This window comes from Herbidospora solisilvae, assembly GCF_009901565.1.
GTDB lineage: Bacteria > Actinomycetota > Actinomycetes > Streptosporangiales > Streptosporangiaceae > Herbidospora > Herbidospora solisilvae.
The window spans coordinates 148,424-173,075 of the sequence record NZ_WXEW01000006.1 but is presented as its reverse complement, the minus strand read 5'-3'; the positions used below and the strand labels follow the sequence as shown (position 1 = coordinate 173,075).

The following is a 24,652-nucleotide window of genomic DNA, read 5'->3' as shown; positions in this document are numbered from 1 at the left end:
GCCTCCGGGCCGGAGGCCTCGTCACCCCTTATGGCTGGGGACCGAATTTCACCGTGATGTCGGTGAAGCCGAGGGCCTTGAGCATGCCCTCGACGGCGGCCTTGGTGTTCTGGTCGGCGCGGTTGCGCAGGTCGCTGGCGGTGGCCGCCTCGGTGATCTTCTTCTCGGCCAGCAGGTAGAGCTCCTTCTGGTCGGGCGGGTTCGACGACAGGAAGTCCTGGGCGCGGTCGATGAGGCCGCGTTCCTGCGCGTAGACGTAGGAGCGGCTGTTGTCGAGGCTGGGCTTCTCCAGCGCGGCGTGCGGCAGGGTCACGGTCACCGACTTGCGGTCCTCCGAGACCGTGATCGCCTCGCCGGTGAGGCCGCCGAACTCGACGTAGGCGTCGACCGTGCCGGCGCCGACGAACAGGGTGCGGGTGCCCTTGACGGCGTCGGGCAGGAAGGCGGCGTCCTTCTCCAGGTCGACGATGACCTGGAAGTTGCCGGTGGCCGCCTGGTAGCGGCTCATGTTCTGGATCGACTGGAGCAGCGCGGGCTGGCTGCGGTCGATGTTCTGCTCCCCGAACGGGTCGAGCCACGTCCAGGCCAGCCGGCCGCCCACCACGAGCAGCAGCGCGGCGAACAACAACCCGGCGAGCCAGCGCCAGGCGCGGCGGGGGCCGCGCCGCACGGGGGCCGGGTGAGCGAGCGGTGCGCGAGTCTGTCCGGTCACGGTGGGACATCTTCCCGCAAAGCCCGCCGTTTCACCTCGCCTGCGGGCCAGACATCACCGTCGGGCTCGGCACGGGATGGGTGTAGGCCGCCGCGCCGAAGTGGGCGGCCTGCAGACGGCAGTTGGCGAAGTCGGCGTAGTACATGCGCAGCCACTCACGCCGCTGCTGTTCGGTGAGCACCGCGAACCAGGCCGAGGCCGTCTGGTGTTCGGGGTAGTCGCCCGGCGGGAGCGGTTCGCCGCGCAACCAGGCCAGCACGATCTCGCGGTAACCGGCCGACCGCTGCGCCGGGCACGGCCGGGACAGGCGCTCGACGAACTCGCGGGCGGCGCGGTCGGCGTAGCCGGTGTCGAGGTCGTCGACGTGGATCGGGACCACCCCGCCCTGGAGGGTCTCGTCGGTCTTGCGGGAGTGCTGCTCGACCCGGTGGAAGGCCGCCGGGGTGCCGCTCAGGCGGGCCGCGATGCCGGTGAAGGTGGTGCCCAGCTCGGGGAGACCGTCTCTCAAGCCGGGGTGGACGCACACCGTGATCGGCCAGTCCTGGCACGAGTAGGCGACCTGGCCCGGATGGGGACGGTGGTCGGCCACCAGCCGGGCCACCCCGACCCCGGCGGTCAGCACCGCCACCATCGCCGCCGCCAGCGCCACCGAGTGGCGGGTCACCGCGGCCGTCCAGCCCATGAGCAGGGCCAGGCTGATGCCCAGCAGCCAGAGCGTCTGGTCGACGAACGCGGTGGTGCTGAGGCCCTCGAACAGGTCGTAGGGCTCGCGGGTGCCCGGCGCGAGCCGGTCGGCCCAGGTGGTGCGGGCGGAGATCCAGGTGAAGACCGCGTAGACGGTGAAGCCGGCGAGCATGGGCGTGATCGGATAGGGGATCAGCCAGCCGATGATCCAGCCGAGGACGACGTAGAGCACCAGCCCCGCGGCGCCCATGGCCAGGCCGCTGGGCAGCAGCCTCCCGGCCTGCTCGTCGGCGACGGCGCGCAGCGACAACACCATCACGGTCGCCCCGAACGAGCCGGTCACCACCGCGAGGATCGCCAGCGGGGCCTTCAGCACCCGCCACGACTCGGGGCGGTTCTTCGACCGGCGTTTGCGCACCGCCACCCAGGCCGCGAACGCGCACGCCACCGGGCCGGTCAGCCGGACCGAGCCGATCACAGCGATCACGATGTTGTCCCAGGCCATCACCCCGGGGATGAGCACCGTCCAGGCCGTCACCAGACCGAGGGCGAGCAGCACGGTCACCGTCACGACCGCGCTCTGCTTCAGCTCCTCGCGTGACACGCCCTTGTGCTCACGCCCCATGTAGGACCCCCCGTCGAACCCCGATAACCATAACGGAGCGTAATGTTTGGGGGGTGCTTCTTCTGGTCAAGGACTGAGTTTGGTCACGGTCCGTGAAGTCCCAAACCGGACTATCGCCGCGCTACGGTAGGCGCGTGCCCCTCAACCTGCCGTTCGACCCCATCGAGCGGGCCGCCGAGACCTGGCGAGAGCGGTTCGGTCCGTCGTCCGCCATGGCCGCGGTCACCTCGATCATGAGAGCCCACCAGATCCTTATCGCGCAACTGGACGCGCTGCTCAAGCCCTATGACTTGACCTTCGCCCGCTACGAGGCGCTGGTGCTGCTCACCTTCAGCCGGACCGGCGCGCTGCCGCTGTCGAAGATCGGCGAACGGCTCATGGTCCACCCGACGAGCGTGACCAACACCGTCGACCGCCTCGAGAAGGCGGGCCTGGTCCGGCGCATGCGCAACCCCAACGACGGGCGCGGCGTCCTGGCCGAGATCACCGACGCGGGGCGCGCGGCCGTGCGCGGGGCCACGGCCGACCTGATGGGGGCAGACTTCGGTCTCGGCATGTACGACGAGACGGCACTCAAGGAGATGTTCGACAACCTGCGGACTCTCCGCGTCGCGGCCGGTGACTTCCACGCCGGAAGCGACTCGCCCGCCCACTAGCGGAGCGGCCGGGCATCGGGAAGGGCCCGCCCCGCGGTGGCGGAACGGGCCCTCTTCGAAGGCTGACGGGGCTTAGTGGCCCACGGCCTTGAGCGCGTTCACGATGCCGGAACCGTAGAAGCCGTTCCGGAGGGTGTTGCCCTCACAGATGTGCGTCGCGGTCACGGTGTTGCCGGCCGGCAGGTGCCGGGTGTAGGTGTAGCTGCCGCCGGGCGGGCACGGCGTCTTGACCGCGCTCGCCTTCAGGCGGGCCTCCACCACGTCGGGGTTGAGGCCGAAGCCGCCGCCCCGCTGGGCGTGGCCGTACTTGCTGACGATCAGGGCGGCGACGCCGGCGGCGCGCGGCGAGGCCATCGAGGTGCCCTGGAGGTACTGGTAGTAGGCGCAGGTCGAGCCCTTGCAGTCGCGCACCACGTAGTCGACCGTCGGGACGCCGTTCTCGTCGATCTCCTCGTTGGCGCGGGCCAGCGACTCGGGGTAGGCCGACAGGGTCGCCCTGGTGACGTCACGGGTGTTGCCCGGCGTGTCGTAGGTGTCGCCGCCGGGGGCCGCGACGTCGATGTACCCGTTGCCGTAGCTGGAGTAGTACGACTTGCGCTTGCTGATGCCCGTCGAGGAGACGGAGATGACGTGCTCGCCCTCGCCGGGCATCGAGACGCAGCTCGGCGGGATCGTCCGGTCGTAGGCGACCTCGCCCGGCTCGCTGGCGAAGTCGGGGCTGCCCGAGTCGACGTTGGTCTTGGTGTAGTCGATCGCCTCGTTGCCGGCCGCGCCCACCAGGGTGACGCCCTTGCGGTGCGCGTAGTTCAGCGCCCGCTGGGTGGCCTCGATGATGGTCGCCTGCTCCGCGCGGTTGGCGGGGGAGTCGGCCGGGTTGTCGACGCAGTTGAAGAGCCACGGGTCGATGTAGTAGCTCATGTTGACCACGTCGACGCCGATGTCGCCGGCGTAGGTGAGGGCGTCGACCGAGGGCTGCAGGAAGAAGTAGCCCGAGTCCTGGCCGGCCCGGATGTTGACGATCGTCACGTTCGGGGCCACGCCCGCGATGCCCAGCTTGTTCAGCGGCGAGGCGATCGACGAGGCGACGTGGGTGCCGTGGCCGTCTTCGTCGACGTTCGCCGGGTCGTTGCACGACTGGTCGGGCTCGTCCTCACACGGACCGTCGATCGGGTCGCCGTTGGCGTCGACCGGGATGTCGGTGGTGAAGTTGCGGCTCAGCCGGTTGCTGAAGTTGGGCGCGATGTCGGGGTGGGTGCCGTCGACGCCGGTGTCGAGGATGCCGACGAGGACCCGCTTGTCGCCGGTCTCGTACTTGTGCGCCTCGTTGGCCTTCATCTGGTCGAGGTCCCACTGGGCCTCGTCGAGCGGCTCGGCGGAGGGCTTCTTGCCCCACTTCTTGTTGACCTGGCCGCCGTGGTTGCGGCCTTCCTTCTCGACGGCGCGCGACTCGACGGCCTTCTTGAGCGCGGCCTTGGCACGGGCGTTGACCTCGGGGGCATGGCCGATCACCCGGTTGTGGGCGACCCCCTTGATCAGCGGGCTGGCCGTGACGGCGGTCGCGAAGCCGGCGTTGGTGGTGCTGACCGTGGCGAGGCCGACGGCGGTGTTGACCTTCACGACGGTGCCGCCGGCCGCCTGGACGGCCTTCTGGGCCTCGGCGGTGTCGGCGCCCTCCTTGTAAAGGACGACGTACTCACTTGCGGTGTCGGCCGCGACGGTCGGCACCTGGGCCTGCGCCGTCGTGGCGGGCGCCGTCAGCGCCGCCGCGGTTAACACCACAGCGGACGCGATGACGATGCTGCGCTTCACTGCCACCTCCCTGTAGGCAGATTGGGACGCAGCTCATATTTGGTGATGTCAGCCCGGAGTCATAGGTCTGTGGAATTTCGCTACCAATGTGTGACATTGAGGTGTTGATCTATCCAACTGTGGCGATAACTAGTAGGACGTCCTAGTATCTGCTCGGGAGGTCACATGGACGAGATCAACTCCGGCCGGGCGCGGTGGCAGGCGAGGTTCGACGCGGCCCCGAAACGCGACCGCGAATTCCGCACCCTGTCGGGGCTGCCGGTCGACCCGGTCTACGGCCCGGAGGCCCCCGATCCCCGGTTCGGGCGGATCGGCTGGCCGGGCGAGTTCCCCTTCACCCGCGGCCTCCACCCGACCGGCTACCGGGGCCGCCCCTGGACCATCCGCCAGTTCGCCGGCTTCGGCAACGCCCGGCAGACCAACGAGCGCTACAAGATGATCCTCGGCGCGGGCGGCGGCGGCCTGTCGGTCGCCTTCGACATGCCGACCCTGATGGGCCGCGACTCCGACGACGCCCGCTCGCTCGGCGAGGTCGGCCACTGCGGCGTGGCGATCGACAGCGCCCTCGACATGGACCTGCTGTTCGAGGGCATCCCGCTCGGCGACGTCACGACGTCGATGACCATCAGCGGCCCGGCGGTGCCGATCTTCTGCATGTACGTCGTCGCCGCCGAACGCCAGGGGGTGCCCGCGCGGGCCCTCAACGGCACCCTGCAGACCGACATCTTCAAGGAGTACATCGCGCAGAAGGAGTGGCTGTTCGCCCCCGAGCCCCACCTGCGCCTCATCGGCGACCTGATGGAGTACTGCGCCGCCGAGATCCCCGCCTACAAGCCCCTTTCGGTCTCCGGCTACCACATCCGCGAGGCCGGGTCGACGGCCGCGCAGGAGCTGGCGTTCACCCTCGCCGACGGGTTCGGCTACGTCGAGCTCGGCCTGTCCCGAGGGCTCGACGTCGACGTGTTCGCCCCCGGCCTGTCGTTCTTCTTCGACGCCCACATCGACTTCTTCGAGGAGATCGCCAAGTTCCGGGCCGCGCGCCGGATCTGGGCCCGCTGGATGCGCGACGTCTACGGCGCCAAGTCGGAGAAGGCGCAGTGGCTGCGCTTCCACACCCAGACGGCCGGGGTGTCGCTGACCGCGCAGCAGCCCGACAACAACATCGTCCGGACCGCCGTCGAGGCGCTGGCGGCCGTGCTCGGCGGCACCCAGTCGCTCCACACCAACGCGCTCGACGAGGTGCTCGCCCTGCCCTCGGCCAAGGCCGCCGAGATCGCGTTGCGCACCCAGCAGGTGATCATGGAGGAGACCGAGGTCGTCAACGTGGCCGACCCCCTCGGCGGCTCCTGGTACGTCGAGGCGCTCACCGACCGCCTGGAGGAGGAGGCCGAGGCGATCTTCACGAAGATCCGCGAGATGGGGCCCGACGGCACGATGACCGGCGGCATCCTGCGGGGCATCGAAGACGGGTGGTTCATGTCGGAGATCGCCGAGGCCGCCTTCGACTACCAGCGCAAGCTGGAGAAGGGCGAGAAGAAGATCGTCGGGGTCAACTGCCACACCGCCACGACCGAGGAGCCGCTGGAGATCCTGCGGATCAGCCACGAGGTGGAGAAGGAGCAGAACCGGGTGCTCGCCGCCCGGCGCGCCGCCCGCGACCAGGCCGCCGTGGACGCCTCCCTGCGCGAGCTCGTCGAGGTCGCCCGGGGGACCGGCAACATGGTGCCGCCCATGATCGAGTGCGCCCGCCGCGAGGCCACCCTCGGAGAGATCTGCGACGTCCTGCGGGAGGAGTGGGGCACCTACACCGAACCGCCCCGGTTCTGATCTCCGGCCCCGTCTGCCCGTCGTGACGGCGGCCGGCTCCCGCGGTCCTGGACGCCATGGACGGCGGGCGCCCCGGGCGGCGGGAGGGGGCCGGGGTGGGCGGAGCCGTAACGGAGAAGAGGTTTTGCGGGGTGCGGAGTGGGAGCCCTCGCCGATGCGGCAGGATTGGCCTTATGGCAGCGGACTTCTCTCGACCCGGATCGCTCTACGGCGCCATCGACCTCGGCGCCCGTAAGCAGGCCCTCGACGCGCAGGCCCGGCGGGAGGCCGCCGCGCAGAACCCGGCCGCCCCCGGCGCGGCGCCCGAGATCATCGACGCTACGGCCGCGACCTTCACGACCGAGGTCGTGGAACGCTCGATGGGGGTGCCGATCGTCGTCGAGGCGACGGTGCCGCGGGCCGCCCAGGTGCAGGAGTTCAGCCGCGCGATCGAGAAGCTCGCCGGCGAGGCCAAGGGCGCCTGGTTGCTGGCCAGGGTCGACGTCGAGGCCAACCCCGAGCTGGCCCAGGCACTGCGCATGCGCGCCATCCCCACCGTCTACCTGGCCTTCCAGGGGCAGCTCATGCCGCTGTTCGAGGGCCCGCTGTCCGAGCCGCAGCTCCGCCAGGCCATCGCCCAGGTCTTCGAGCAGCTCGGCGTGGCGCTGCCGCCGCCCGGCGACGACGAGGCCACCCCGCAGGAACCGGCGGTCGACCCCGACCTGCTCGCCGCCGACATGGCGATCGAAGACGGCGACCTCGACGCCGCGGCCCAGGCCTTCCAGCGGCTGCTCGCCCGCCAGCCCGGCAACGAGGAGGCCAAGATCGGCCTGGCCGGGGTCGGCCTGCTCAGCCGCACCCTCGACCTCGACCCCGCCGACGTGCTGAAGCGGGCCGCCGCCGATCCCGCCGACGTGGCGCTGCAACTTCAGGCCGCCGACGTCGAACTGCTCGGCGGTCAGGTCGACGCCGCCTTCGACCGGCTCATCGCCGTGGTCCGCCGGACCGCCGGAGACGACCGCGACAAGGCCCGCGTCCACCTCCTGAGCCTGTTCGAGACCCTGCCCGCCGACGACCCGTCGGTGGCCAAGGCACGCCGCGGCCTCGCCTCCGCGCTCTTCTGAACCGGGCATATCACCTGCTGGATGGTGGCACGATTGGACGCACACCCAATGCGCAAAGGAGCGGATTGACGTGGCTACCGTGCCGAGCGTGTCCTATTCGATCACCGTCCGTCTGGAAGTGCCCGCAGGGGGCAAGGCGGTGAGCCAGCTCACCCATGCGGTCGAGAACGCCGGTGGCGTCGTCACCGCCCTCGACGTGACCAACGCCGGGCATGAGAAGCTGCGCATCGACGTGACCTGCGCCGCCCGTGACACCGACCACGCCCAGGCGATCGTCGACCGCCTGGGCGAGGTCGAGGACGTGGCGATCCACAAGGTCTCCGACCGCACCTTCCTGATGCACCTCGGCGGCAAGATCGAGATGCAGTCGAAGGTGCCGCTGCGCAACCGCGACGAACTCTCGATGGCCTACACGCCGGGCGTCGCCCGGGTCTCGATGGCGATCGCCCGCAACCCCGAAGACGCCCGGCGCCTGACGATCAAACGCAACTCGGTCGCCGTCGTGACCGACGGCTCCGCCGTGCTCGGCCTCGGCAACATCGGCCCCGCCGCCGCCCTCCCCGTGATGGAGGGCAAGGCGGCCCTGTTCAAGCGGTTCGCCGGCATCGACGCGTGGCCGATCTGCCTCGACACCCAGGACGCCGACCAGATCGTCGAGATCGTGCGGGCCATCTCGCCCGGCTTCGGCGGCATCAACCTCGAAGACATCTCGGCGCCCCGCTGCTTCGAGATCGAGCGCCGCCTGCGCGAACTGGTCGACATCCCGGTCTTCCACGACGACCAGCACGGCACCGCGATCGTCGTGCTGGCCGCGCTCACCAACGCGCTGCGGGTCGTGAAGAAGGAGCTGTCCGAGGTCCGCATCACCCTCGCCGGCGCCGGCGCGGCCGGCACCGCCGTGCTCCGCCTGCTGCTCGCCGCCGGGGCGCGGAACGTCATCGTGTGCGACTACCTCGGCGCCGTCCACCAGGGCCGCGACGACCTCGACGAGTCGCTGCGCTGGATCGCCGAGCACACCAACGCCGAGGGCTACAGCGAAGACCTGCGCGGCGCCGTCAAGGGCGCCGACGTGTTCATCGGCGTGTCCGCCCCCGGCATCCTGACCGGCGACGACATCGCGACGATGAACTCCGACGCGGTCGTGTTCGCCCTGGCCAACCCCGAGCCCGAGGTCTCCCCCGACGACGCGCGCGAACACGCGGCGGTCGTGGCGACCGGCCGGTCCGACTACCCCAACCAGATCAACAACGTGCTCGCCTTCCCCGGCGTCTTCCGCGGCCTGCTCGACGCCCAGGCCGACGGGGTGACCCAGGAGATGCTCCTGGCGGCGGCCCGCGCCCTGGCGGCGGTGGTGTCACCGGAGGAACTCGGCCCCAACTACATCGTGCCCAGCGTGTTCCACCCCGACGTGGCGGGCGCGGTCGCGGCGGCGGTCCGCGAGTCGGCGGGCGGCAAGGCCCGGGGCTTCACCGAGGCGTAGGCCGGCTCGGGCCTGGGGGTCGTGGCGCGCCTGCTGACGCCTTGCGTGTGACGGCGTTTCGGATGGACGGGGTTGCGCGCGATGTCCCTGCGGCTGGTGGCTTTGCGTGTGACGGCGTTTCGGATGGATGGGGTTGCGCGCGATGACCCAGCGGAGACGCCCTTGCGTGCGTGGACCTGCGGCTGATGGCCTTTGCGGGCTGACGGTCTTGGCGCTGACGGTCTTGCGGGGTCGGCCTTCTAGTGTGGGGCTGATACCCCGGCGCGTTACGGCCCGGTCTGGGATTCCAGCCGGGCCGTTTTCGTCTAGCGCAGGGTCACGGGGAAGGTGCGGCGGGGCCAGACGCGGGCCAGCCACCAGAAGACGCCGCCCATGATGACCAGGCCGCCCGCTGTGGCGACCTTGCCCCACAGGTCGGCGGGCGGGCCGGTATAGGGGAGCACGTCCGCGTCGTGGACGCGGTCGCGGTTCCACCAGCCGATGTTCTCGGCGTCGCGTTCGGCCCAGCCCCCGTGGTCGGGGCCGTGGTCGTCTTCGCGGCCCCACCAGCCGCCGTGGTGGTCGTCGCGGTCCCACCAGTTGTCGTGGGGGTGATGGTGGTCGCGGTCCCACCAGTTGTGCTCCTCGCGGTTCCACCAGACGCCGTGAGGCCGGTCGCCCCGGTCCCACCACCCGCCGTGATGGTCGTGGTGGTCGTGGTGGTCCTGTCCCCACTTGCCGAAGTCGAAGAGGCCGTGGTGGCGTTCGCCGTGGTCGTGGTGGCCTTGGCCCCATTTGTCGAAGTCGAAGAGGCCGTGGTGGCGGTCGCCGCCTTCGCCGCGTTCCTGGCCCCATTTGTCGAAGTCGAAGAGGCCGTGGTGGCGGTCGCCGCCTTCGCCGCGTTCCTGGCCCCATTTGTCGAAGTCGAACAGGCCGTGCTGGCGGTCGCCGCCTTCGCCGCGTTCCTGGCCCCACTTGCCGAAGTCGAACAGGCCGTGGTGGACGTCGTCGGCACCCTGGCCGTCCTGTTTCTGGAGGCCGGCCGTGCGGGTGGTGGCGGCGGGGCGGCAGGCGTCGATCCAGCGTTCGGAGACCTGTTCGCCGTCGCCGTGGACCTTGAGGCGGGCGCTCCGGGTGATCCGGACCGACTCCTCGACGGTCTCGTTGGCCGCCGACCGGCCGCGGGCGATGACGTCGTCGTCGCGGTAGAGGGTGAACTCGTGGGCGTCGGGGCCCGGGTTGGTGATGCTGACCAGGACCTCGCCGGTTTCGCAGTCGATCTTCTCGTATCTCACCTGCAGCGGAGGCGGGGCCGCGTCCGCCCGGCTGGGCAGCAGCAGCGCCGCCGCCATCGGTGCGGCGAGCAGCGCGAACGCCCTGCGTGCCGGTGTCGTCTGTCCCACGGGTCCCCCTCGGCCAAGATCCTTCTGGTACGGAGAGTTCCCATGTCCCTCAATTTCGTAACTCAGAGTAACGGGGTGGGGTGACGTGCGCGAATCGGCCTTCCTGTCGCATGATGGAGGGTATGGCGGAGTCGATCTACGTCGGTGGGCTGCTGGTGGCGACGCCACTGCTCGACGACCCGAACTTCCGGCGTAGTGTCGTGCTCATCCTGGAGCACGACGAAGACGGCGGCACGCTCGGTGTGGTGATCAACAGGCCCAGCGACATCAGCGTCACGTCGGTCCTCCCCACCTGGGATCCTCTGGTGACCGGCCCGTCGGTGCTGTTCGAGGGCGGCCCCGTGCAGACCGACAGCGCCCTGGCCCTCGCCGTCGTCATGAGCGGCGCCGAACCCCTCGGCTGGCGCCGCCTCCACACCGGCCGCCGGGGCGTCTCCCGCCTCGGCACCGTCGACCTCGACGCGCCCCCCGAGATCCTGGCGGGCGAGATCTCCCAGATGCGGATCTTCGCCGGCTATGCCGGCTGGACCCATGGGCAACTCGCCGGCGAGGTCGCCCAGGGCGCCTGGTACATCGTCGACTCCGAACCGGGCGACACCTTCCACCCGGACCCGTCGTCGTTGTGGCGGACGGTCCTCAGAAGGCAGCCGGGCGAACTGGCCTTCGTCGCCAGCTACCCCGACGACCCGTCCCAGAACTGACCGCCGAAGCCGGAAGCGGATACGCCGCGGCGTTCCGGGTGTGCTGCCGCGCGGTGCCGAAGTGATGCCCGGAGGCCGCTCAGCCCGCCCCCGGCCAGACGCATCATCGCTCACCGGACCGACGTTTCCGGAGGTGTGCCGCAGTGCGGCGGCCGACATGCTGCAGCGGTGCTGGGGCCAAGGGCCGGCCCGCCCACCCGGGGTCGGAGCATCCTCGCCCCGGTGGCCGACGTTTCCGGGGCGTCCGCCGGGCCCTGTGGAAAGTCCCCGTCAGCGGTCCCAGCCGGCCACCATCAGTTCGTCGACCAGGGCGAAGGTGTCTTCCAGGCGTTTGGTCATGCCGTCGAGGTCGCTCAGCTCCTCGAGCGTGCAGTTCTCCAGGCCCACTCTGATCGTGCTCGTGAAGGTCGCCGTCACGAACTGGCTGCGCAGGTCGTCGGCCCCCCGGCGTCTGGCCACCTCTTCCAGGATGCGCTGTTCGTTGGCCAGCATCAGGCGCATCTGGCCCGCGAAGATGGTCGGGGTCGCCTCCACCACCTGTCTGGCCTTGAGGAAGCGCTGCTTGTCCTCCGGCTCGCCGTCGCGCAGCAGCGCCACCGCGGCCCGCATGGCCTGCGCCAGCGCCGTAAAGGGGGACTCGGTTCCGGGACGGTCGTGGAGCTCCGATAGAAATACGTCCTGCGCGTCGGTGGCGGGGGCGAGCGCCACGTCCTCCTTCGAGCCGAAGTAGCGGAAGAACGTGCGGGGCGACACGTCGACCGCCGCGGCGATCTGGTCGATCGTCGTCGACTCGTAACCCTGCTCCAGGAACAGGTCGAGGGCCGCGTCGATGAGCGCGACGCGTGTCTTGAGCTTCTTGCGCTCACGCAGACCCACCCCTGTCACCTCCTCGAAACATTCAGTTCACCATCTGCCAGTTGTCAGGATATGTCGGATAAAACACTTTGTCATCTGTCATGGACTGACATAATCTACGTCGCGTTGACTTTCTATCCGGGGGAGAACCCGTTATGTCACAGACCACCGCCCTGCCGAAGGAGGCGCAAGGCGAAGCCGGTCCAGCTCGTCCGTGGCTGACCCTGCTGGCCGTCTCGCTCGGCGTGATCATGGTGATGCTCGACGGCACCGTCGTCGCCATCGCCAACCCGGTCATCGGGGCCGAACTCCAGGCCTCGCTCGCCGACCTCCAGTGGGTCACCAGCGGATATCTGCTGGCCCTGGCGGTCTTCCTCATCACCGCCGGCAAGCTCGGTGACATCTTCGGGCACAAGCGGGTGTTCCTGATCGGCGTCGTCGGCTTCGCGCTGACCTCGCTGGCGATCGGCCTCACCTCGTCGATCGGCCCGCTGATCGCCTTCCGCGTGCTCCAGGGCCTCTTCGGCGCGCTGCTCCAGCCCGCCGCCCTCGCGCTGCTGCGCATGGCCTTCCCCGGCGACCGGCTCAACATGGCGATGGGCGCCTGGGGCGGCATCATCGGCCTGTCGTCGGCGGCCGGCCCGATCGTGGGCGGCCTGCTGGTCGAGCACGTCAGCTGGCAGTCGGTGTTCTTCATCAACGTGCCCGTCGGCGTCATCGCCCTGGCGGTCGGCTGGTGGGCGCTGAGCGAGAGCAAGGCCAAGTACCTCTCGAAGGTCGACTGGCTGGGCGTCGTGCTGCTGTCGATCATGATGTTCTCGCTGGTCTGGGCGATCATCAAGGCCCCCGAGTGGGGTTGGGGCGACACCGGCACCCTGGTCTCCCTCGCCGTCGCCGTGATCTTCCTCGTCGCGTTCCTCTGGTGGCAGAGCCGGGTCTCCCAGCCGCTGCTGCCGCTGGGCCTGTTCCGCAACGCGTCGTTCTCGGTCGGGACGACCCTGATGATCCTCACCGCGTTCTCCATGTTCGGCGCGATGTTCTTCCTGACCTTCTTCTTCCAGGGCGTCCACGGGTTGTCGCCGCTGGAGTCGGGCCTGCGCATGCTGCCGATGAGCGCCGGCATGATCGTCGCCTCGCCGCTGGCCGGGTTCCTCATCGGCAAGCTCGGGCCGCGGATCATGATCTCGGGCGGCATGCTCATCACCGCCGTCGCGATGTTCCTGATGTCGCGCCTGTCGATCGACGCGACGTTCGTCGACAGCGCCATCCCGTTCGTGCTGCTGGCCTTCGGCCTGTCGCCCGTCTTCGTCGGCGCCACCGAGATCATCGTCGGCAACGCCCCCGAGGAGCTCTCGGGTGTCGCGGGCGGCCTCCAGCAGTCGGCCATGCAGGTCGGCGGCGCGCTGGGCACCGCGATCCTCGGCGCGATCGTCGCCGCGAAGGTCTCCTCGGTGTACGAGGGCTACCTCGGCCCCGCCGCCCAGGCGTTCCCCCCGGACCAGCTCGCCGGCCTCAAGGACGCCGCCTCCTACGGCGCCGCCCCCCAGGGCCTGCCCGAGCAGATCGCCGGCGCGGTCACCAACGCCTCCCACCTGTCGTTCATGGACGGCCTCCACCTCGGCTTCGAGGTCAGCGCCGGCGTGGCGGTCTTCGCGGCGGTCATCGCCCTGCTCGTGAAGGCGGGCCGCAAGACCGAGGGCGCCGCGGTGCACATCGGCTGAGAAACTCCCAAACGATGGCTCCCATCTCCTGTTTTGAGGCAGATTCACAGCGTCTCACTTTGGGGTGGGGGCCATCCAAGTTTGTAGACTCGGTTTCCGTGAGCAGTACGAAGATTCTTCCCGACCAGAAGACCGAGGTCGTCCCGCGCACGTCCCACGGCGGCGACGGCGACCACGAGCGGTTCAGCCACTACGCCGACCGGAACAAGGTCACCGAGAGCTACATCACGGGTGCGCCGGTCCGGGCGATCTGCGGCAAGGTGTGGGTGCCCAGCCGTGATCCCAAGAAATATCCCGTCTGCCCCGAATGCAAGGAGATCTACGAGGGTCTCCCCAAGGGTGAGTCGGGCGACGACAAGTGACGGGTGTCACTCCACCTTGATCGACTCCGATGCGGCTAGCGTTCGAACCCTGGTCCGGACCGGTCGCATCGGGGGAATCGAATGGCCCGGCGTCTTCTCGCCGTCTCTTTGGCATGCGTTTTTTCACTGCTGGGCCCACCCGCCGAAGGCGCGGACCACGACCAGGCGCATGACCACGGGCACGACCACGCGCATGACCACGACTGCCCGTCGCCCGCTCGCACGTCCGGCCGCGCCGAGCCACGGCCGCTGACGGCCACCGAGTTCGCCCAGATGAACGCGGCCCTGCGCAACCACCCCGGGCCGATCCCCGCGACGGTGACCGTGCCGCTGTGGGTGCACGTGCTGACCGACGGCCAGACCGGCGCGCCCGACGCCGCGGTCCGCGAGCAGGTCAACGTGCTCAACCGGGCCTACGCGGGCGGCTACGGCGGCGCCGACACGGGCGTGCGGTTCGCGCTGCGCGGCATCACCCGCACCGAGAACCGCGACTGGTTCCGCAACCCGCTCGGCATGGAAGACCCCATGAAGTCCGGCCTGCGCAGGGGTGGCTCGGAGACCCTCAACCTGTACATCTCCCAGCTCAGCGAACTCGTGCTGGGTTATGCGACCTATCCCAACTGGTACGCCGGCAACCCCAGCCAGGACGGCGTGGTCATCGACTGGCGCACCCTGCCCGGTGGGGCGCTGCGCAACTTCAGCCTGGGCTTCACCGGCGTCCACGAGATCGGCCACTGGCTGGGCCTCGTCCACACCTTCGAGAACGGCTGCTCCGAACCGGGCGACTCCGTCGACGACACCCCGTTCCAGGCCACGCCGACCGAGGGCTGCCCCGAGAGGCGCGACTCGTGCACGGCGCCCGGCGAGGACCCGATCCACAACTTCATGGACTACGCGCACGACCGCTGCATGAACCAGTTCACCGCCGGACAGGGGCTGCGGATGCGGCGGGCGTGGGTGACCTACCGGGGTGGCGTCGCGGGGGCGCAGACGCGGTCGAGCATGGTGGCCGGGCTGCTCGGCACCCAGGCGGGCCAGGCGCCGATCGCGCCCCCTCGGCCCTATACGGGGATGGCCGCCTCGTTGTTCCTGCCGCGCGGGCGGGGCTGAGCCGTTTCGGCGGCCGGCCCGCGGGGCCGGTGAGCGCCGGATGCGGCCTTCATCCGGGGCGGCGGGCGGGGCCGGGGTGGGCGGAGCCGTAACGGAACGAGGCTCTTGTCCTGATAGCGAAAACGTGATCTTTGTTGACGGCTGGGGCTCCGGCGTGACTGACTTGGCGGCATGGACGAGCGGAGGGTCTGGCCGCCCACCGACCACGCCGACGATCTGCCCCCTTCGGCCCGCTGGTACGGCACGCCCGCTCCACCGCCGCGCCGCATCCCCCGCAGGCTGCGCCGGCTCCTGCTGATCGCGCTGGTGTCCCTCGGCGCGGGGGCGGTCATCGGGGGCGTGGTGTTCTTCGTGCTGAACCGTCCCGAGGCCCCGGTCGAGACGGTGGCCGAAACGGTGCTGGTCACCGACCGGCTGGCCGGGCTCACCTACCCGATCCCGGCGGGCTGGCACGAGGGCGCGCTCGCGCCCGTCACCGGGTTCACCTCGGTCGCCGTCAACGACGACCGCGCCACGGTGATGGCCCGTCCGGGAGAGAAGCTCGACGCGGCCGATCCGCGCCCCGCGCTGCTGAAACTGGCCGAGACCTACTCGCGGCTGCTGCTGCACGGCGACACGATCGACGTCGTGGAGGACAAGAAGGTCGAGATCGGCGGACGCACCGGCCACACCCGCGCGGTGCGGGCCGGGTACCGCGACGTGGTGAACCAGCCGGCCTTCCTGCGGGTGACCGTGCTCACCGCGGAAGAGGCCCGCAGCGTCGTGATGCTGGGCCTCGCACACCCCGACGACCCCGCCGCGCGGCGCGAGATAGACACGATCATGACGGGCGCGCGATAACACTTACCAGCGACGATGGCGAGGATCTCGCGGCCTCGGCACGTCTTGTCGGTGGGTCCGGCTAGTCTGTGGCCACGTGAGGGGAACCGATAGATACGGCAATGTCCGAGTGACCGGCGGGAGGCGCGCGTGAGCACGTCGGCCGCGTCCCACCTGTCGCCGTCATATCCCGACCGCGCCGCGTGGGGCACCGCCCCGAAGCTGCGCGCGTGGCAGCAGGAGGCGTTCGACCTCTACTTCACCCGCGAACCGCGCGACTTCCTGACGGTCGCGACCCCGGGCGCCGGTAAGACCACCTACGCGCTGCGCATCGCGAGCGAACTGCTGAGCCGGGGCGTCATCAAGGCCGTGACGATCGTCACGCCGACCGAACACCTCAAGCGCCAGTGGGCCGACGCCGCGGGCCGGGTCGGCATCGGCATCGACCCCGAGTTCAAGAACAGCCAGGGCGTCACCTCGCGCGACTACACGGGCGTCGCGGTGACCTACGCCCAGGTCGCGATGCATCCCGCGCTCCACCGCGCCCGCACCGAGGCGCGCAAGACGCTCGTCATCTTCGACGAGATCCACCACGCGGGCGACGCCAAGTCGTGGGGCGACGGCGTGCGCGAGGCGTTCGAACCGGCCACCCGCCGCCTGCAGCTGACCGGCACCCCGTTCCGCTCCGACGACAACCCCATCCCGTTCGTCGGCTACACCGAAGACGCCGAGGGCGCGCTGCGCAGCGTCTCCGACTACAGCTACGGCTACGGGCCCGCGCTGGCCGACGGCGTCGTGCGGCCGGTCATCTTCCTCGCCTACAGCGGCGAGATGAAGTGGCGCACCCGCGCCGGCGACGAGATCACCGCCACCCTCGGCACCCCGCTGACCAAAGACCAGCTCGGCCAGGCCTGGCGGGCCGCCCTCGACCCGAAGGGCGACTGGATCCGCCAGGTCATCCAGGCCGCCGACCGCCGCCTCACCGAGGTCCGGCGCGGCATGCCCGATGCGGGCGGCCTCATCATCGCCACCGACCACGAGGCGGCCCGCGCCTACGCCAAACACCTGCGCGCGGTGACGGGCGAGGGCGCGACGGTCGTGTTGTCCGACGACCCCGGGGCGTCCGCCAAGATCAAGGAGTTCAGCGCGTCGCAGCAGCGCTGGCTGGTGGCGGTCCGCATGGTGTCAGAAGGCGTCGACATCCCGCGCCTGGCCGTCGGCATCTACGCCACCAGCATCTCCACGCCGCTGTTCTTCGCGCAGGCCATCGGGCGTTTCGTGCGCATGCGCAAACGCGGCGAGACGGCGTCGGTGTTCGTCCCGTCGGTGCCGCTGCTGCTCAGCTTCGCGGCCGAGATGGAGGCCGAGCGCGACCACGTCCTGGGCCGCAAACGCGACGAAGACGGCCTCGACGACCTGCTCCTGGAGCAGGCCCAGCGCGAGCAGAAACAACCCGACACGCTCGGCGACGAACTGCCCTTCCAGACGCTGGAAGCGTCGGCGACCTTCGACCGGGTCCTCTACGACGGCGGAGAGTTCGGCACGGCCGCCGCCGCCGGTTCCCCCGAAGAAGAAGACTTCCTCGGGCTCCCCGGCCTCCTGGAGCCCGAACAGGTGGCCTCGCTGCTGCGCAAGCGGCAGGCCGACCAGCAGGCGGCCGCCAGGAAGAAGCCCAAGGCCGCGCCGCCCGAGCTGGCCCCCCACGAGCAGATCGCCGAACTGCGCAAGGAGCTCAACGGGCTGGTCGGGGCGTGGAACCACCGCACCGGGCAGCCCCACGGCGTCATCCACGCCGAGCTGCGGCGGTCGTGCGGCGGGCCGGCCATCGCGCAGGCGACCGCCGACCAGATCCGCGAGCGCATCGCGATGATCCGCAAGTGGGCGGCCGGGCGTAAATGACGATCGAGATCGGGGTGGCGCGGGCCGACGACGGCGACGCGTTAGGGGAGATCCACGCCGCGGGCTGGATCGTCTACGAGCCGTTCTTCGAGCCGTCTTTCTACGAGAAGGCGGTGGCCCACCGGCGGGGGAAGTGGCACGCGGTGCTGGCCGAGGGGGCCGAGACGGTTCTCCTGGCCCGCCTTGAGGAGCGCCCGCTGGCGTTCTCCTACTTCGGCCCCTCCGCTCACTGGGCTTCCGCCGCGGAGATCTACGGCTTCTACGGTCATCCCGACGGGTGGGGGTCGGGAATCGCGGCGGCGCTGATGGCGGCGACGTTGTCGCGGATGGAGCGCGACGGGTTCGGGTCGGTCCATCTGTGGACGTTCCGGGACACGCCGCAGTCGCGGCGGTTCTACCGGAAGACGGGGTTCGTCGAGTCGGGAGAGAGCCGGCGCCACGACTTCGGCGAGGGCGGGCTGATCGACCAGGTCGAGTACGTGCGCGGGGTGCCGTAGGGAGTGGGGCGTTCGCGCATTGGGCTGCCGAGTGGGCGACGGTTGCGGTTGGACCACCTCCCGCGCGCGACCCCACCGCCGACCGCGGCATCGGTGTGCACGTGCGCTCAGGGGCCGCCGAGGTCGGTGCAGTAGGCGATGGTGGCGTCGTCCGGCCTCGTCGCGTGTTCTGCTTCCGCCCGCCGGACCTGGTCGACGAGTGCGGCGGGTCCGTTCGACGCCAGCACGGCGAGGGCCTGTGGCCAGCCGGTGAGACCGAAGGGGTCCACGATCCGGCCGGCGCCGTTGCTGAGCAGGACGGCGGCGGACAACTCCGAGACGGAGTGGCGCCCGGTGACCGCCTCGTCCGCCGCTCGCGGGTCGTCCTTGGCCACCCAGAAGCCGCCCGGCTGGTTTCGGCGGGCGCGCAGGTCGGCCAGGATGCGGTTGTACTCGTCGCTCCCCGGGGTGGCGGCCGCCAGCGTGGGTTCATAGGTGCGGCTGACGCTCAGCTCGCGAGGGTCCGTGGTGACGATCGGTGGGCCGGCGGGTCGGTCGAGGGCGACGACCGCGTCACCCAGAACCAGGTGGTCGAGATCGCCGTCCGACACCCGCAGCACGGCCACGGCCGCCGACGGGCTGATGGGGTTCGTCACGTCGCAGGTGTGCCGGTGCACGTCCGTCACCTGCGTGATGGCCTCGGCGAGGAGCGCGGGAAGGCTCGAACCCGGAGTGAGTGACAACAGGGAGAGGAGGCTGCCGCCCAACGTGTGGGCATACCAGGCCACTCCGTGTCGGCAGGTCGACTCGGCGCCGGGGATGCCGGCGCCGTCCACCAGGACGGCCGCCGTGGGGGTGGCTCCGGTGAAGTCCTCGTTCACACGGCCGGGTCTGGCCGCGACGCTCACCATCGTCACCTTCACACCACGGTCGCCCTTTCCCGCCTGGTTGCCAGTACCGATCATGAAGCTGAGGACGTCGGTTTGTGCAACGATCCCGGCATTTTCTTGTCCGTGGCCGGGCCGCGGTCAGGTCAGCCGTGGGTGATCGTCGGGATGCGTTCGCCGCTGCGGCCGTCGACCGCGACCCAGCGGTGCCGGGCCAGTTTGCGGGCGACGTCGACGAACGCCGTGCGGCCGTCGATGTTGACCGGGACCACCGACGCCCGGTGGTTTCCGACCAGGGCGCCTTCGTGCACCCACACCCGCAGGCGGTTGCCCTTCTCGCCCAGCACGACCGCCGCCGTCTCGCACTCGCCGATGACGGCGGGCCACAGGATGGTGACGTGGGTGCGGGAGAGGCGTACCTCATCCGGATGGGGAAGCCGGACCGGACAGGCCGACTCGGTTGGCGACGGCACCGGGCGCGGAGACATGATCGCCGCCACGGGCGGCGGTTCGGGGTGGTGCCCGGTGGACGCCATGACGATCGTCGCGCCTTCGAGGGCGACGATCCCCGCGACGGCGCCGAGGCGGTTGCGGAGCGGCTGACCGATCCCGAAGAGCAACCAGACGCAGACAGGCGTCAGCACCAACCACGACACACCAAGAGCAAGAGCAAACATGACCAGCCGCCGACCTAGACGATATTACGCCAGGTAAGCGTATCCCTACGTTGCGCAATGGCAACCCGAAGCCGAGAACCCGGTCCGTCGTCCCGTCCGTTGCGCAGATCGTGGTTCGATATGCCGAAATTTCGGGCGGCCTTGGCCGCCCGACGCCGACCTCGGGGTCTCGGTCTTCGGAATCGGATCGCCATGATTGGGCGGCCCGTCGGTGCCACCTCGGCCGCCCGACGCCGGGGTGTCAGTTCTTGGGGTTGTCCGCCACGATCGGACGGCCCGTGAGCTCGACCCCGGGTGTCAGTCCTCGGGGTCGTCCGCCACGATCGGGTGGCCCGTCAGTTCCACCCCGGCCGCCGCCATCTCGGTCATCGCCGCCTCCGTCGTGACCGGCATCACGCCCGCCGTCAGGTCGAGCAGCACCCGCACGTCGAACCCCTGTGCCCGCGCGTCGATCGCCGTGGCCCGCACGCAGTGGTCGGTCGCGATCCCCACCACGTCGACCCGGGACACCCCGCGGGTCCGCAACCACGAGGCCAGCGCGACCCCGTCGGAGGAGTGCCCCTCGAACCCGCTGTAGGCGGCCGCGTGCGTGCCCTTGCTGAAGATCTCCTCGATGGGCTCGGTGTCGAGGTTCTGGTGGAACTCCGCCCCGGTGGTCCCCACAACGCAGTGGGCGGGCCAGGTCGTCATGAAGTCGGGGTCGAGGGCGAAGTGGGCGCCCGGGTCGACGTGGTAGTCGCGGGTGGCCACCACGTGGTCGTAGTCGCCCCGCGCCACGTGGACGCTGATGGCCGCGGCCACGCCCGCGCCGCCGGTCACGGCCAGGCTGCCGCCCTCGCAGAAGTCGTTCTGCACGTCGACGATCACAAGCGCGGTGGTCATACGTCCCAATCTAGAAGATCGCGGGAGACCGGCGTCGTCCTCATGCGCCGCTCTCCCGCGATCAGGAGAAAATAGTAGGCACAGCCGGGTCGCCCGGCGACAGACTATGGGCGATTTGCGGCAATTCACGCATCGACTCGTGATGCCGGGCGCGGGCGTCGTCCAGGGGCTCGCGGCCGATGATCTCGCCGCCGCTGACCAGGTGGGCGAGCAGCGGGCGGCCGAGGGAGTCGTCGGGGCGGTTGGAGACGATCTCCTCGACCGCGACCCCGTCCTCCAGGGAACGGTAGGCCCACTTGCGGCCGCCCCGGCTCGGCTTGCCCACCGAGGTCTTGGCGACCGGCTTCATGGTCCCGGTCAGGTCCTCGCGGTCGACCAGTTTGTAGACCAGGTTCGCCGTGGGGGCGCCCGAGCCGGTCACCAGTTTCGTCCCGACGCCGTAGCCGTCGACGGGGGCCACGGCCAGGGCGGCGATGGCGTGTTCGTCGAGGTCGCCCGTCACCACGATCCGGGTGCGGTCGGCGCCGAGGGAGTCGAGCTGGCGCCTGACCTCGATGGCGACCACGCCCAGGTCGCCCGAGTCGATCCGGACCGCGCCCAGGTCGCCGCCGGCCAGCTTCACGGCGGTCCGCACGGCCTCCTCCACCGAATAGGTGTCGACCAGCAGGGTCGTCGACGGCCCGAGGGCGTCGATCTGGGAGCGGAAGGCGGCCTCCTCCGAGTCGTGGAGCAGGGTGAAGGCGTGGGCGCTGGTGCCGGCCGTCGGGATGCCGTACTCGCGGCCGGCCTGGAGGTTGGAGGTGGTCGCGAAGCCGCACAGGTAGGCGGCGCGGGCGGCGGCGACGGCCGCCCTCTCGTGGGTGCGGCGGGAGCCCATCTCGATCAGCGGGCGTCCCTGGGCCGCGCGGGTCATGCGGGAGGCGGCCGAGGCGATCGCGCAGTCGTGGTTGAGGATCGACAGGATCACCGTCTCCAGGACCACCGCCTCGGCGAAGGTGCCCTCGACGACCATGATCGGGGAGCCCGGGTAGTACGTCTCACCTTCGCGGTAGCCGTACACATCCCCGGAGAAACGGAAGTCGGCGAGGAACGACAGGGTCGGCGGGTCGACGACGTCTTCCAGGAACTCCAGCTCCGGGTCGCCGAAGCGGAACTCCTCGATGGCGGCGAGGACCCGGCCGGTGCCTGCGACGACGCCGTAGCGGCGGCCCGCGGGGAGGCGGCGGGCGAAGACCTCGAACACCGCCCGGCGATGGGCGGTGCCGCCGGCCAGCGCCGCCCGCAACATGGTCAACTCATACATGTCTGTTAGCAAGGCCGAGCTCATGGACGTTTGCACGAGTCGAGAGTACGACCGCGGTGAGGCAGGATTGGGGATGTGGGTAGCACCGCTCCGATCGAGGTTGAGCGTCCGAAAGCTGACGTTCGCCCAGATTTGCCGTGGGTGACCATCGTCTGGAATGACCCGGTCAACCTCATGTCCTATGTGACCTATGTCTTCCAGAGCGTCTTCGGCTACGCCCGGGAGAAGGCCGAGAAGCTCATGCTCGACGTCCACCACAAGGGCAGGGCCGTCGTGTCGAGCGGCACGCGGGAGGAGATGGAGCGCGACGTCCAGACCCTCCACTCCTACGGCCTCTGGGCGACCCTGCAGAAGGACGGCTGATGGGTCACGGTTTCAGGGCGACGCGCGAGGGCGTGTCGGTCCATCTCGACGCGGCCGAGGCCGGCGTGCTCCGGTCGCTGGTGGCCTCGATGGTGCTCGACGTGGTCGAGCCGGGGGAGACCGGCGACGACCCGCTGGAGCGGGCGCTGCGCATCGGGCCCGCCACCGAGCCGACCGATCCGGTGCTCGCGCGGCTCTTCCCGTCGGCCTACGCCGACGACGACGCCGCCTCCGCCGAGTTCCGCCGCTACACCGAGGGCGATCTGCGCGACGCCAAGCGGGCCGACGCGCTCACGCTGATCGAGACCGCCGCCGGCGGCCAGGTGACGCTGACCACCGAACAGGCCCAGGCCTGGTTGCGCGCCCTCAACGACCTCCGGCTGGTGCTGGGTGTACGTCTTGAGGTCACCGAGGACACCCACGAGGAGATCGCCGGGATGGGCGACGACGACCCCCGCTACCCGGCCTTCGTCACCTACGACTGGCTGACCTACCTGCAGGACACCCTCGTCCAGGCCCTTTGGTAGGTTCGCGACCATGCTGACGATCTCGCGCGAACTGGTCGACCGGATCATCGCCCACGCGACGGCGGACCATCCCGACGAGGCCTGCGGCGTCATCGCCGGGCGGGCCGGCGTGCCCGAGCGGTTCGTCCCGATGGAGAACGCCGAGCGCTCTCCCACGTTCTACCGGTTCGACTCGATGGAGCAGTTCCGCGTCTGGCGTGAGATGGACGACAACGACGAAGAGCCCGTCGTGATCTACCACTCCCACACGGCCACCGAGGCCTACCCCTCGCGCACCGACGTCTCCTACGCGTCGGAGCCGGGCGCCCACTACGTCCTCTACTCCACCGCGCTCGCCCAGTTCCGGTCGTTCCGGATCGTCGACGGCGTGATCGAGGAGGAGGACGTAAAGATCCTGGAACCGGGCGTTTAAAATGGATGTCATGTCCCTGGGCGTGCAACCGTACCTCTTCGCGCACTCTCCTTCCGTCGTGGTCTACGACTGTCATTGACGTTCACATTTCCCCGTACACCACAGACCTGAAGACGAGAAGAGAGAACGAGACATGGCCATCGAGGTCCGCATCCCGACCATCCTGCGCACCTACACCGACGGCGCCAAGGCCGTCGACGCCTCCGGCGCCACGATCGAAGAGCTGATCGGCGACCTGGAGGCCCGGCACCCGGGGATCAAGGCCCGGCTCGTCGAGAACGACAAGCTCCGCCGGTTCGTGAACGTCTACCTCAACGACGAGGACGTCCGGTTCCTCGGCGGGCTCGGCACCCCCGTCTCCGACGGCGACACGGTCACCGTGCTCCCCGCCGTCGCCGGTGGCTGATCACCCATGCGCTTCGACTCGCTGATCGAGTCGGTCGGCCGCACCCCGCTCGTCGGGCTGCCCCGCCTCTCGCCGTCGCCTGACGTGCGGATCTGGGCCAAGCTCGAAGACCGCAACCCGACCGGCTCGATCAAAGACCGGCCCGCCCTGTGGATGATCGAGCAGGCCGAGAAGGACGGGGTGCTCACCCCCGGCTGCACGATCCTCGAACCGACCTCCGGCAACACCGGCATCTCGCTGGCGATGTCGGCCCGGCTCAAGGGTTACAAGCTGATCTGCGTCATGCCCGAGAACACCTCCGAGGAGCGCCGCCAGCTGCTGCGCATGTACGGCGCCGAGATCATCTCGTCGCCCGCGGCGGGCGGCTCCAACGAGGCGGTCCGGGTGGCCAAGGGCCTGGCGGCCGAACACCCCGACTGGATCATGCTCTACCAGTACGGCAACCCGGCCAACTGGCGCTCCCACTACGAGTCGACCGGTCCCGAGATCCTCGACGACCTGCCGACGGTCACCCACTTCGTGGCGGGCCTGGGCACGACCGGCACCCTCATGGGCGTCGGCCGCTACCTGCGGGAGCACAAGCCCGACGTCAAGATCGTGGCCGCCGAGCCCCGCTACGGCGAGCTCGTCTACGGCCTGCGCAACGTCGACGAGGGCTTCATCCCGGAGATCTACGACGAGTCGGTGCTGACCACCCGCTACTCGGTGACCTCGGCCGACGCCCTCAAGCGCACGCGTGAGCTGCTGGCCACCGAGGGCATCTTCGCCGGCATCTCCACCGGCTGCGCCCTCCACGCCGCCATCGGCATGGGCCGCAAGGCCGTGCAGGAGGGGGAGCGGGCCGACATCGTGTTCGTGGTCGCCGACGGCGGCTGGAAGTACCTGTCGACCGGCGCCTACGAGGGCACCCTCGACGAGGCCGAAGACCGCCTCGAAGGGCAACTCTGGGCCTGACCCGCAGATACACGAGAAGG

The 24,652-nt window shown here is 70.2% G+C and carries 25 protein-coding genes; 16 read left to right on the top strand and 9 right to left on the bottom strand.

The genetic code is table 11. The features are described 5' to 3' along the window. Window positions 1-28: 28 nt before the first annotated feature. Entirely contained in the window at window positions 29-712 is a 684-nt protein-coding gene (locus tag GT755_RS20845) for a DUF4230 domain-containing protein (protein ID WP_328794438.1), read from the bottom strand. A 31-nt stretch (window positions 713-743) separates the two neighbouring features. Further along, window positions 744-2,021 carry a hypothetical protein gene (locus tag GT755_RS20840; RefSeq protein ID WP_161481350.1) on the bottom strand — a complete coding sequence of 426 codons (1,278 nt, stop codon included), beginning with the start codon at window positions 2,019-2,021 and terminating at the stop codon, window positions 744-746. A 134-nt stretch (window positions 2,022-2,155) separates the two neighbouring features. On the opposite strand from GT755_RS20840, the gene GT755_RS20835 reads away from it, so the two are divergent. Further along, window positions 2,156-2,677 (top strand): MarR family transcriptional regulator, encoded by a 522-nt coding sequence (locus tag GT755_RS20835; protein WP_161481349.1) that lies wholly within the window; start codon window positions 2,156-2,158, stop codon window positions 2,675-2,677. Between the two features lie 72 nt (window positions 2,678-2,749). Here the strand turns inward: GT755_RS20835 and GT755_RS20830 are convergent, their stop codons facing one another. Next, window positions 2,750-4,486, bottom strand: coding sequence for a S8 family serine peptidase (locus GT755_RS20830; protein ID WP_161481348.1), 1,737 nt, complete (start codon window positions 4,484-4,486; stop codon window positions 2,750-2,752). Between the two features lie 165 nt (window positions 4,487-4,651). On the opposite strand from GT755_RS20830, the gene GT755_RS20825 reads away from it, so the two are divergent. The 3 genes from GT755_RS20825 (at window position 4,652) to GT755_RS20815 (ending at window position 8,896) form a co-directional block, all read left to right on the top strand. Next, window positions 4,652-6,313, top strand: coding sequence for an acyl-CoA mutase large subunit family protein (locus GT755_RS20825; protein WP_161481347.1), 1,662 nt, complete (start codon window positions 4,652-4,654; stop codon window positions 6,311-6,313). Window positions 6,314-6,486: 173 nt separating this feature from the next. Then, window positions 6,487-7,416: a tetratricopeptide repeat protein gene (locus tag GT755_RS20820; protein ID WP_161481346.1), complete on the top strand. Its 930-nt coding sequence runs from the start codon at window positions 6,487-6,489 to the stop codon at window positions 7,414-7,416. A 70-nt stretch (window positions 7,417-7,486) separates the two neighbouring features. Continuing rightward, window positions 7,487-8,896 (top strand): NAD-dependent malic enzyme, encoded by a 1,410-nt coding sequence (locus GT755_RS20815; RefSeq protein ID WP_161481345.1) that lies wholly within the window; start codon window positions 7,487-7,489, stop codon window positions 8,894-8,896. A 305-nt stretch (window positions 8,897-9,201) separates the two neighbouring features. On the opposite strand, the gene GT755_RS20810 is transcribed toward GT755_RS20815, so the two are convergent. Then, complete coding sequence (locus GT755_RS20810; RefSeq protein ID WP_161481344.1) at window positions 9,202-10,278, bottom strand: hypothetical protein; 1,077 nt, start codon at window positions 10,276-10,278, stop codon at window positions 9,202-9,204. Window positions 10,279-10,400: 122 nt separating this feature from the next. Between GT755_RS20810 and GT755_RS20805 the strand changes: the two genes are divergently transcribed. Next, window positions 10,401-10,979: a YqgE/AlgH family protein gene (locus GT755_RS20805; protein WP_161481343.1), complete on the top strand. Its 579-nt coding sequence runs from the start codon at window positions 10,401-10,403 to the stop codon at window positions 10,977-10,979. A 270-nt stretch (window positions 10,980-11,249) separates the two neighbouring features. On the opposite strand, the gene GT755_RS20800 is transcribed toward GT755_RS20805, so the two are convergent. Next, window positions 11,250-11,855: a TetR/AcrR family transcriptional regulator gene (locus tag GT755_RS20800; RefSeq protein WP_161481342.1), complete on the bottom strand. Its 606-nt coding sequence runs from the start codon at window positions 11,853-11,855 to the stop codon at window positions 11,250-11,252. Window positions 11,856-11,989: 134 nt separating this feature from the next. On the opposite strand from GT755_RS20800, the gene GT755_RS20795 reads away from it, so the two are divergent. From GT755_RS20795 to GT755_RS20770, 6 genes are all read left to right on the top strand, one after another. Next, entirely contained in the window at window positions 11,990-13,555 is a 1,566-nt protein-coding gene (locus tag GT755_RS20795; RefSeq protein ID WP_161481341.1) for a DHA2 family efflux MFS transporter permease subunit, read from the top strand. Window positions 13,556-13,653: 98 nt separating this feature from the next. Next, entirely contained in the window at window positions 13,654-13,917 is a 264-nt protein-coding gene (locus tag GT755_RS20790) for a DUF3039 domain-containing protein (RefSeq protein ID WP_030455569.1), read from the top strand. A gap of 81 nt (window positions 13,918-13,998) precedes the next feature. Next, complete coding sequence (locus tag GT755_RS20785; RefSeq protein WP_161481339.1) at window positions 13,999-15,027, top strand: zinc metalloprotease; 1,029 nt, start codon at window positions 13,999-14,001, stop codon at window positions 15,025-15,027. Window positions 15,028-15,198: 171 nt separating this feature from the next. After that, entirely contained in the window at window positions 15,199-15,867 is a 669-nt protein-coding gene (locus GT755_RS20780) for a hypothetical protein (RefSeq protein WP_161481338.1), read from the top strand. Between the two features lie 129 nt (window positions 15,868-15,996). Next, window positions 15,997-17,745, top strand: a complete 1,749-nt coding sequence (locus tag GT755_RS20775) for a DEAD/DEAH box helicase (RefSeq protein WP_161481337.1) — start codon at window positions 15,997-15,999, stop codon at window positions 17,743-17,745. Next, entirely contained in the window at window positions 17,742-18,242 is a 501-nt protein-coding gene (locus GT755_RS20770; RefSeq protein WP_161481336.1) for a GNAT family N-acetyltransferase, read from the top strand. Before GT755_RS20775 ends, GT755_RS20770 begins: the two co-directional genes overlap by 4 nt. Before the next feature lie 107 nt (window positions 18,243-18,349). Here GT755_RS20770 and GT755_RS20765 read toward each other — a convergent pair whose 3' ends face one another. From GT755_RS20765 to GT755_RS20750, 4 genes are all read right to left on the bottom strand, one after another. Beyond that, window positions 18,350-19,138 (bottom strand): integrase, encoded by a 789-nt coding sequence (locus tag GT755_RS20765; RefSeq protein WP_202610323.1) that lies wholly within the window; start codon window positions 19,136-19,138, stop codon window positions 18,350-18,352. A gap of 116 nt (window positions 19,139-19,254) precedes the next feature. Next, entirely contained in the window at window positions 19,255-19,752 is a 498-nt protein-coding gene (locus GT755_RS20760; protein ID WP_161481335.1) for a hypothetical protein, read from the bottom strand. A gap of 330 nt (window positions 19,753-20,082) precedes the next feature. After that, window positions 20,083-20,667, bottom strand: coding sequence for an isochorismatase family protein (locus tag GT755_RS20755; protein WP_161481334.1), 585 nt, complete (start codon window positions 20,665-20,667; stop codon window positions 20,083-20,085). Window positions 20,668-20,728: 61 nt separating this feature from the next. Further along, the gene (locus tag GT755_RS20750) at window positions 20,729-22,006 is read right to left on the bottom strand and encodes a nicotinate phosphoribosyltransferase (protein WP_407929417.1); all 1,278 of its coding nucleotides are present in this window, start codon (window positions 22,004-22,006) and stop codon (window positions 20,729-20,731) included. Window positions 22,007-22,045: 39 nt separating this feature from the next. Between GT755_RS20750 and clpS the strand changes: the two genes are divergently transcribed. From clpS to GT755_RS20725, 5 genes are all read left to right on the top strand, one after another. After that, window positions 22,046-22,333: an ATP-dependent Clp protease adapter ClpS gene (clpS, locus tag GT755_RS20745; RefSeq protein ID WP_034385731.1), complete on the top strand. Its 288-nt coding sequence runs from the start codon at window positions 22,046-22,048 to the stop codon at window positions 22,331-22,333. Then, a complete protein-coding gene (locus GT755_RS20740) occupies window positions 22,333-22,860 on the top strand; it encodes a DUF2017 domain-containing protein (RefSeq protein WP_030455579.1) in 528 nt (175 codons plus the stop codon). The genes clpS and GT755_RS20740 overlap by 1 nt, the downstream gene beginning before the upstream one ends. A 10-nt stretch (window positions 22,861-22,870) precedes the next feature. Then, entirely contained in the window at window positions 22,871-23,272 is a 402-nt protein-coding gene (locus tag GT755_RS20735) for a Mov34/MPN/PAD-1 family protein (protein WP_161481333.1), read from the top strand. A gap of 133 nt (window positions 23,273-23,405) precedes the next feature. Continuing rightward, window positions 23,406-23,678, top strand: a complete 273-nt coding sequence (locus GT755_RS20730; protein ID WP_030455581.1) for a MoaD/ThiS family protein — start codon at window positions 23,406-23,408, stop codon at window positions 23,676-23,678. Between the two features lie 6 nt (window positions 23,679-23,684). Further along, window positions 23,685-24,632, top strand: a complete 948-nt coding sequence (locus GT755_RS20725; RefSeq protein WP_161481332.1) for a PLP-dependent cysteine synthase family protein — start codon at window positions 23,685-23,687, stop codon at window positions 24,630-24,632. Window positions 24,633-24,652 lie beyond the last annotated feature (20 nt).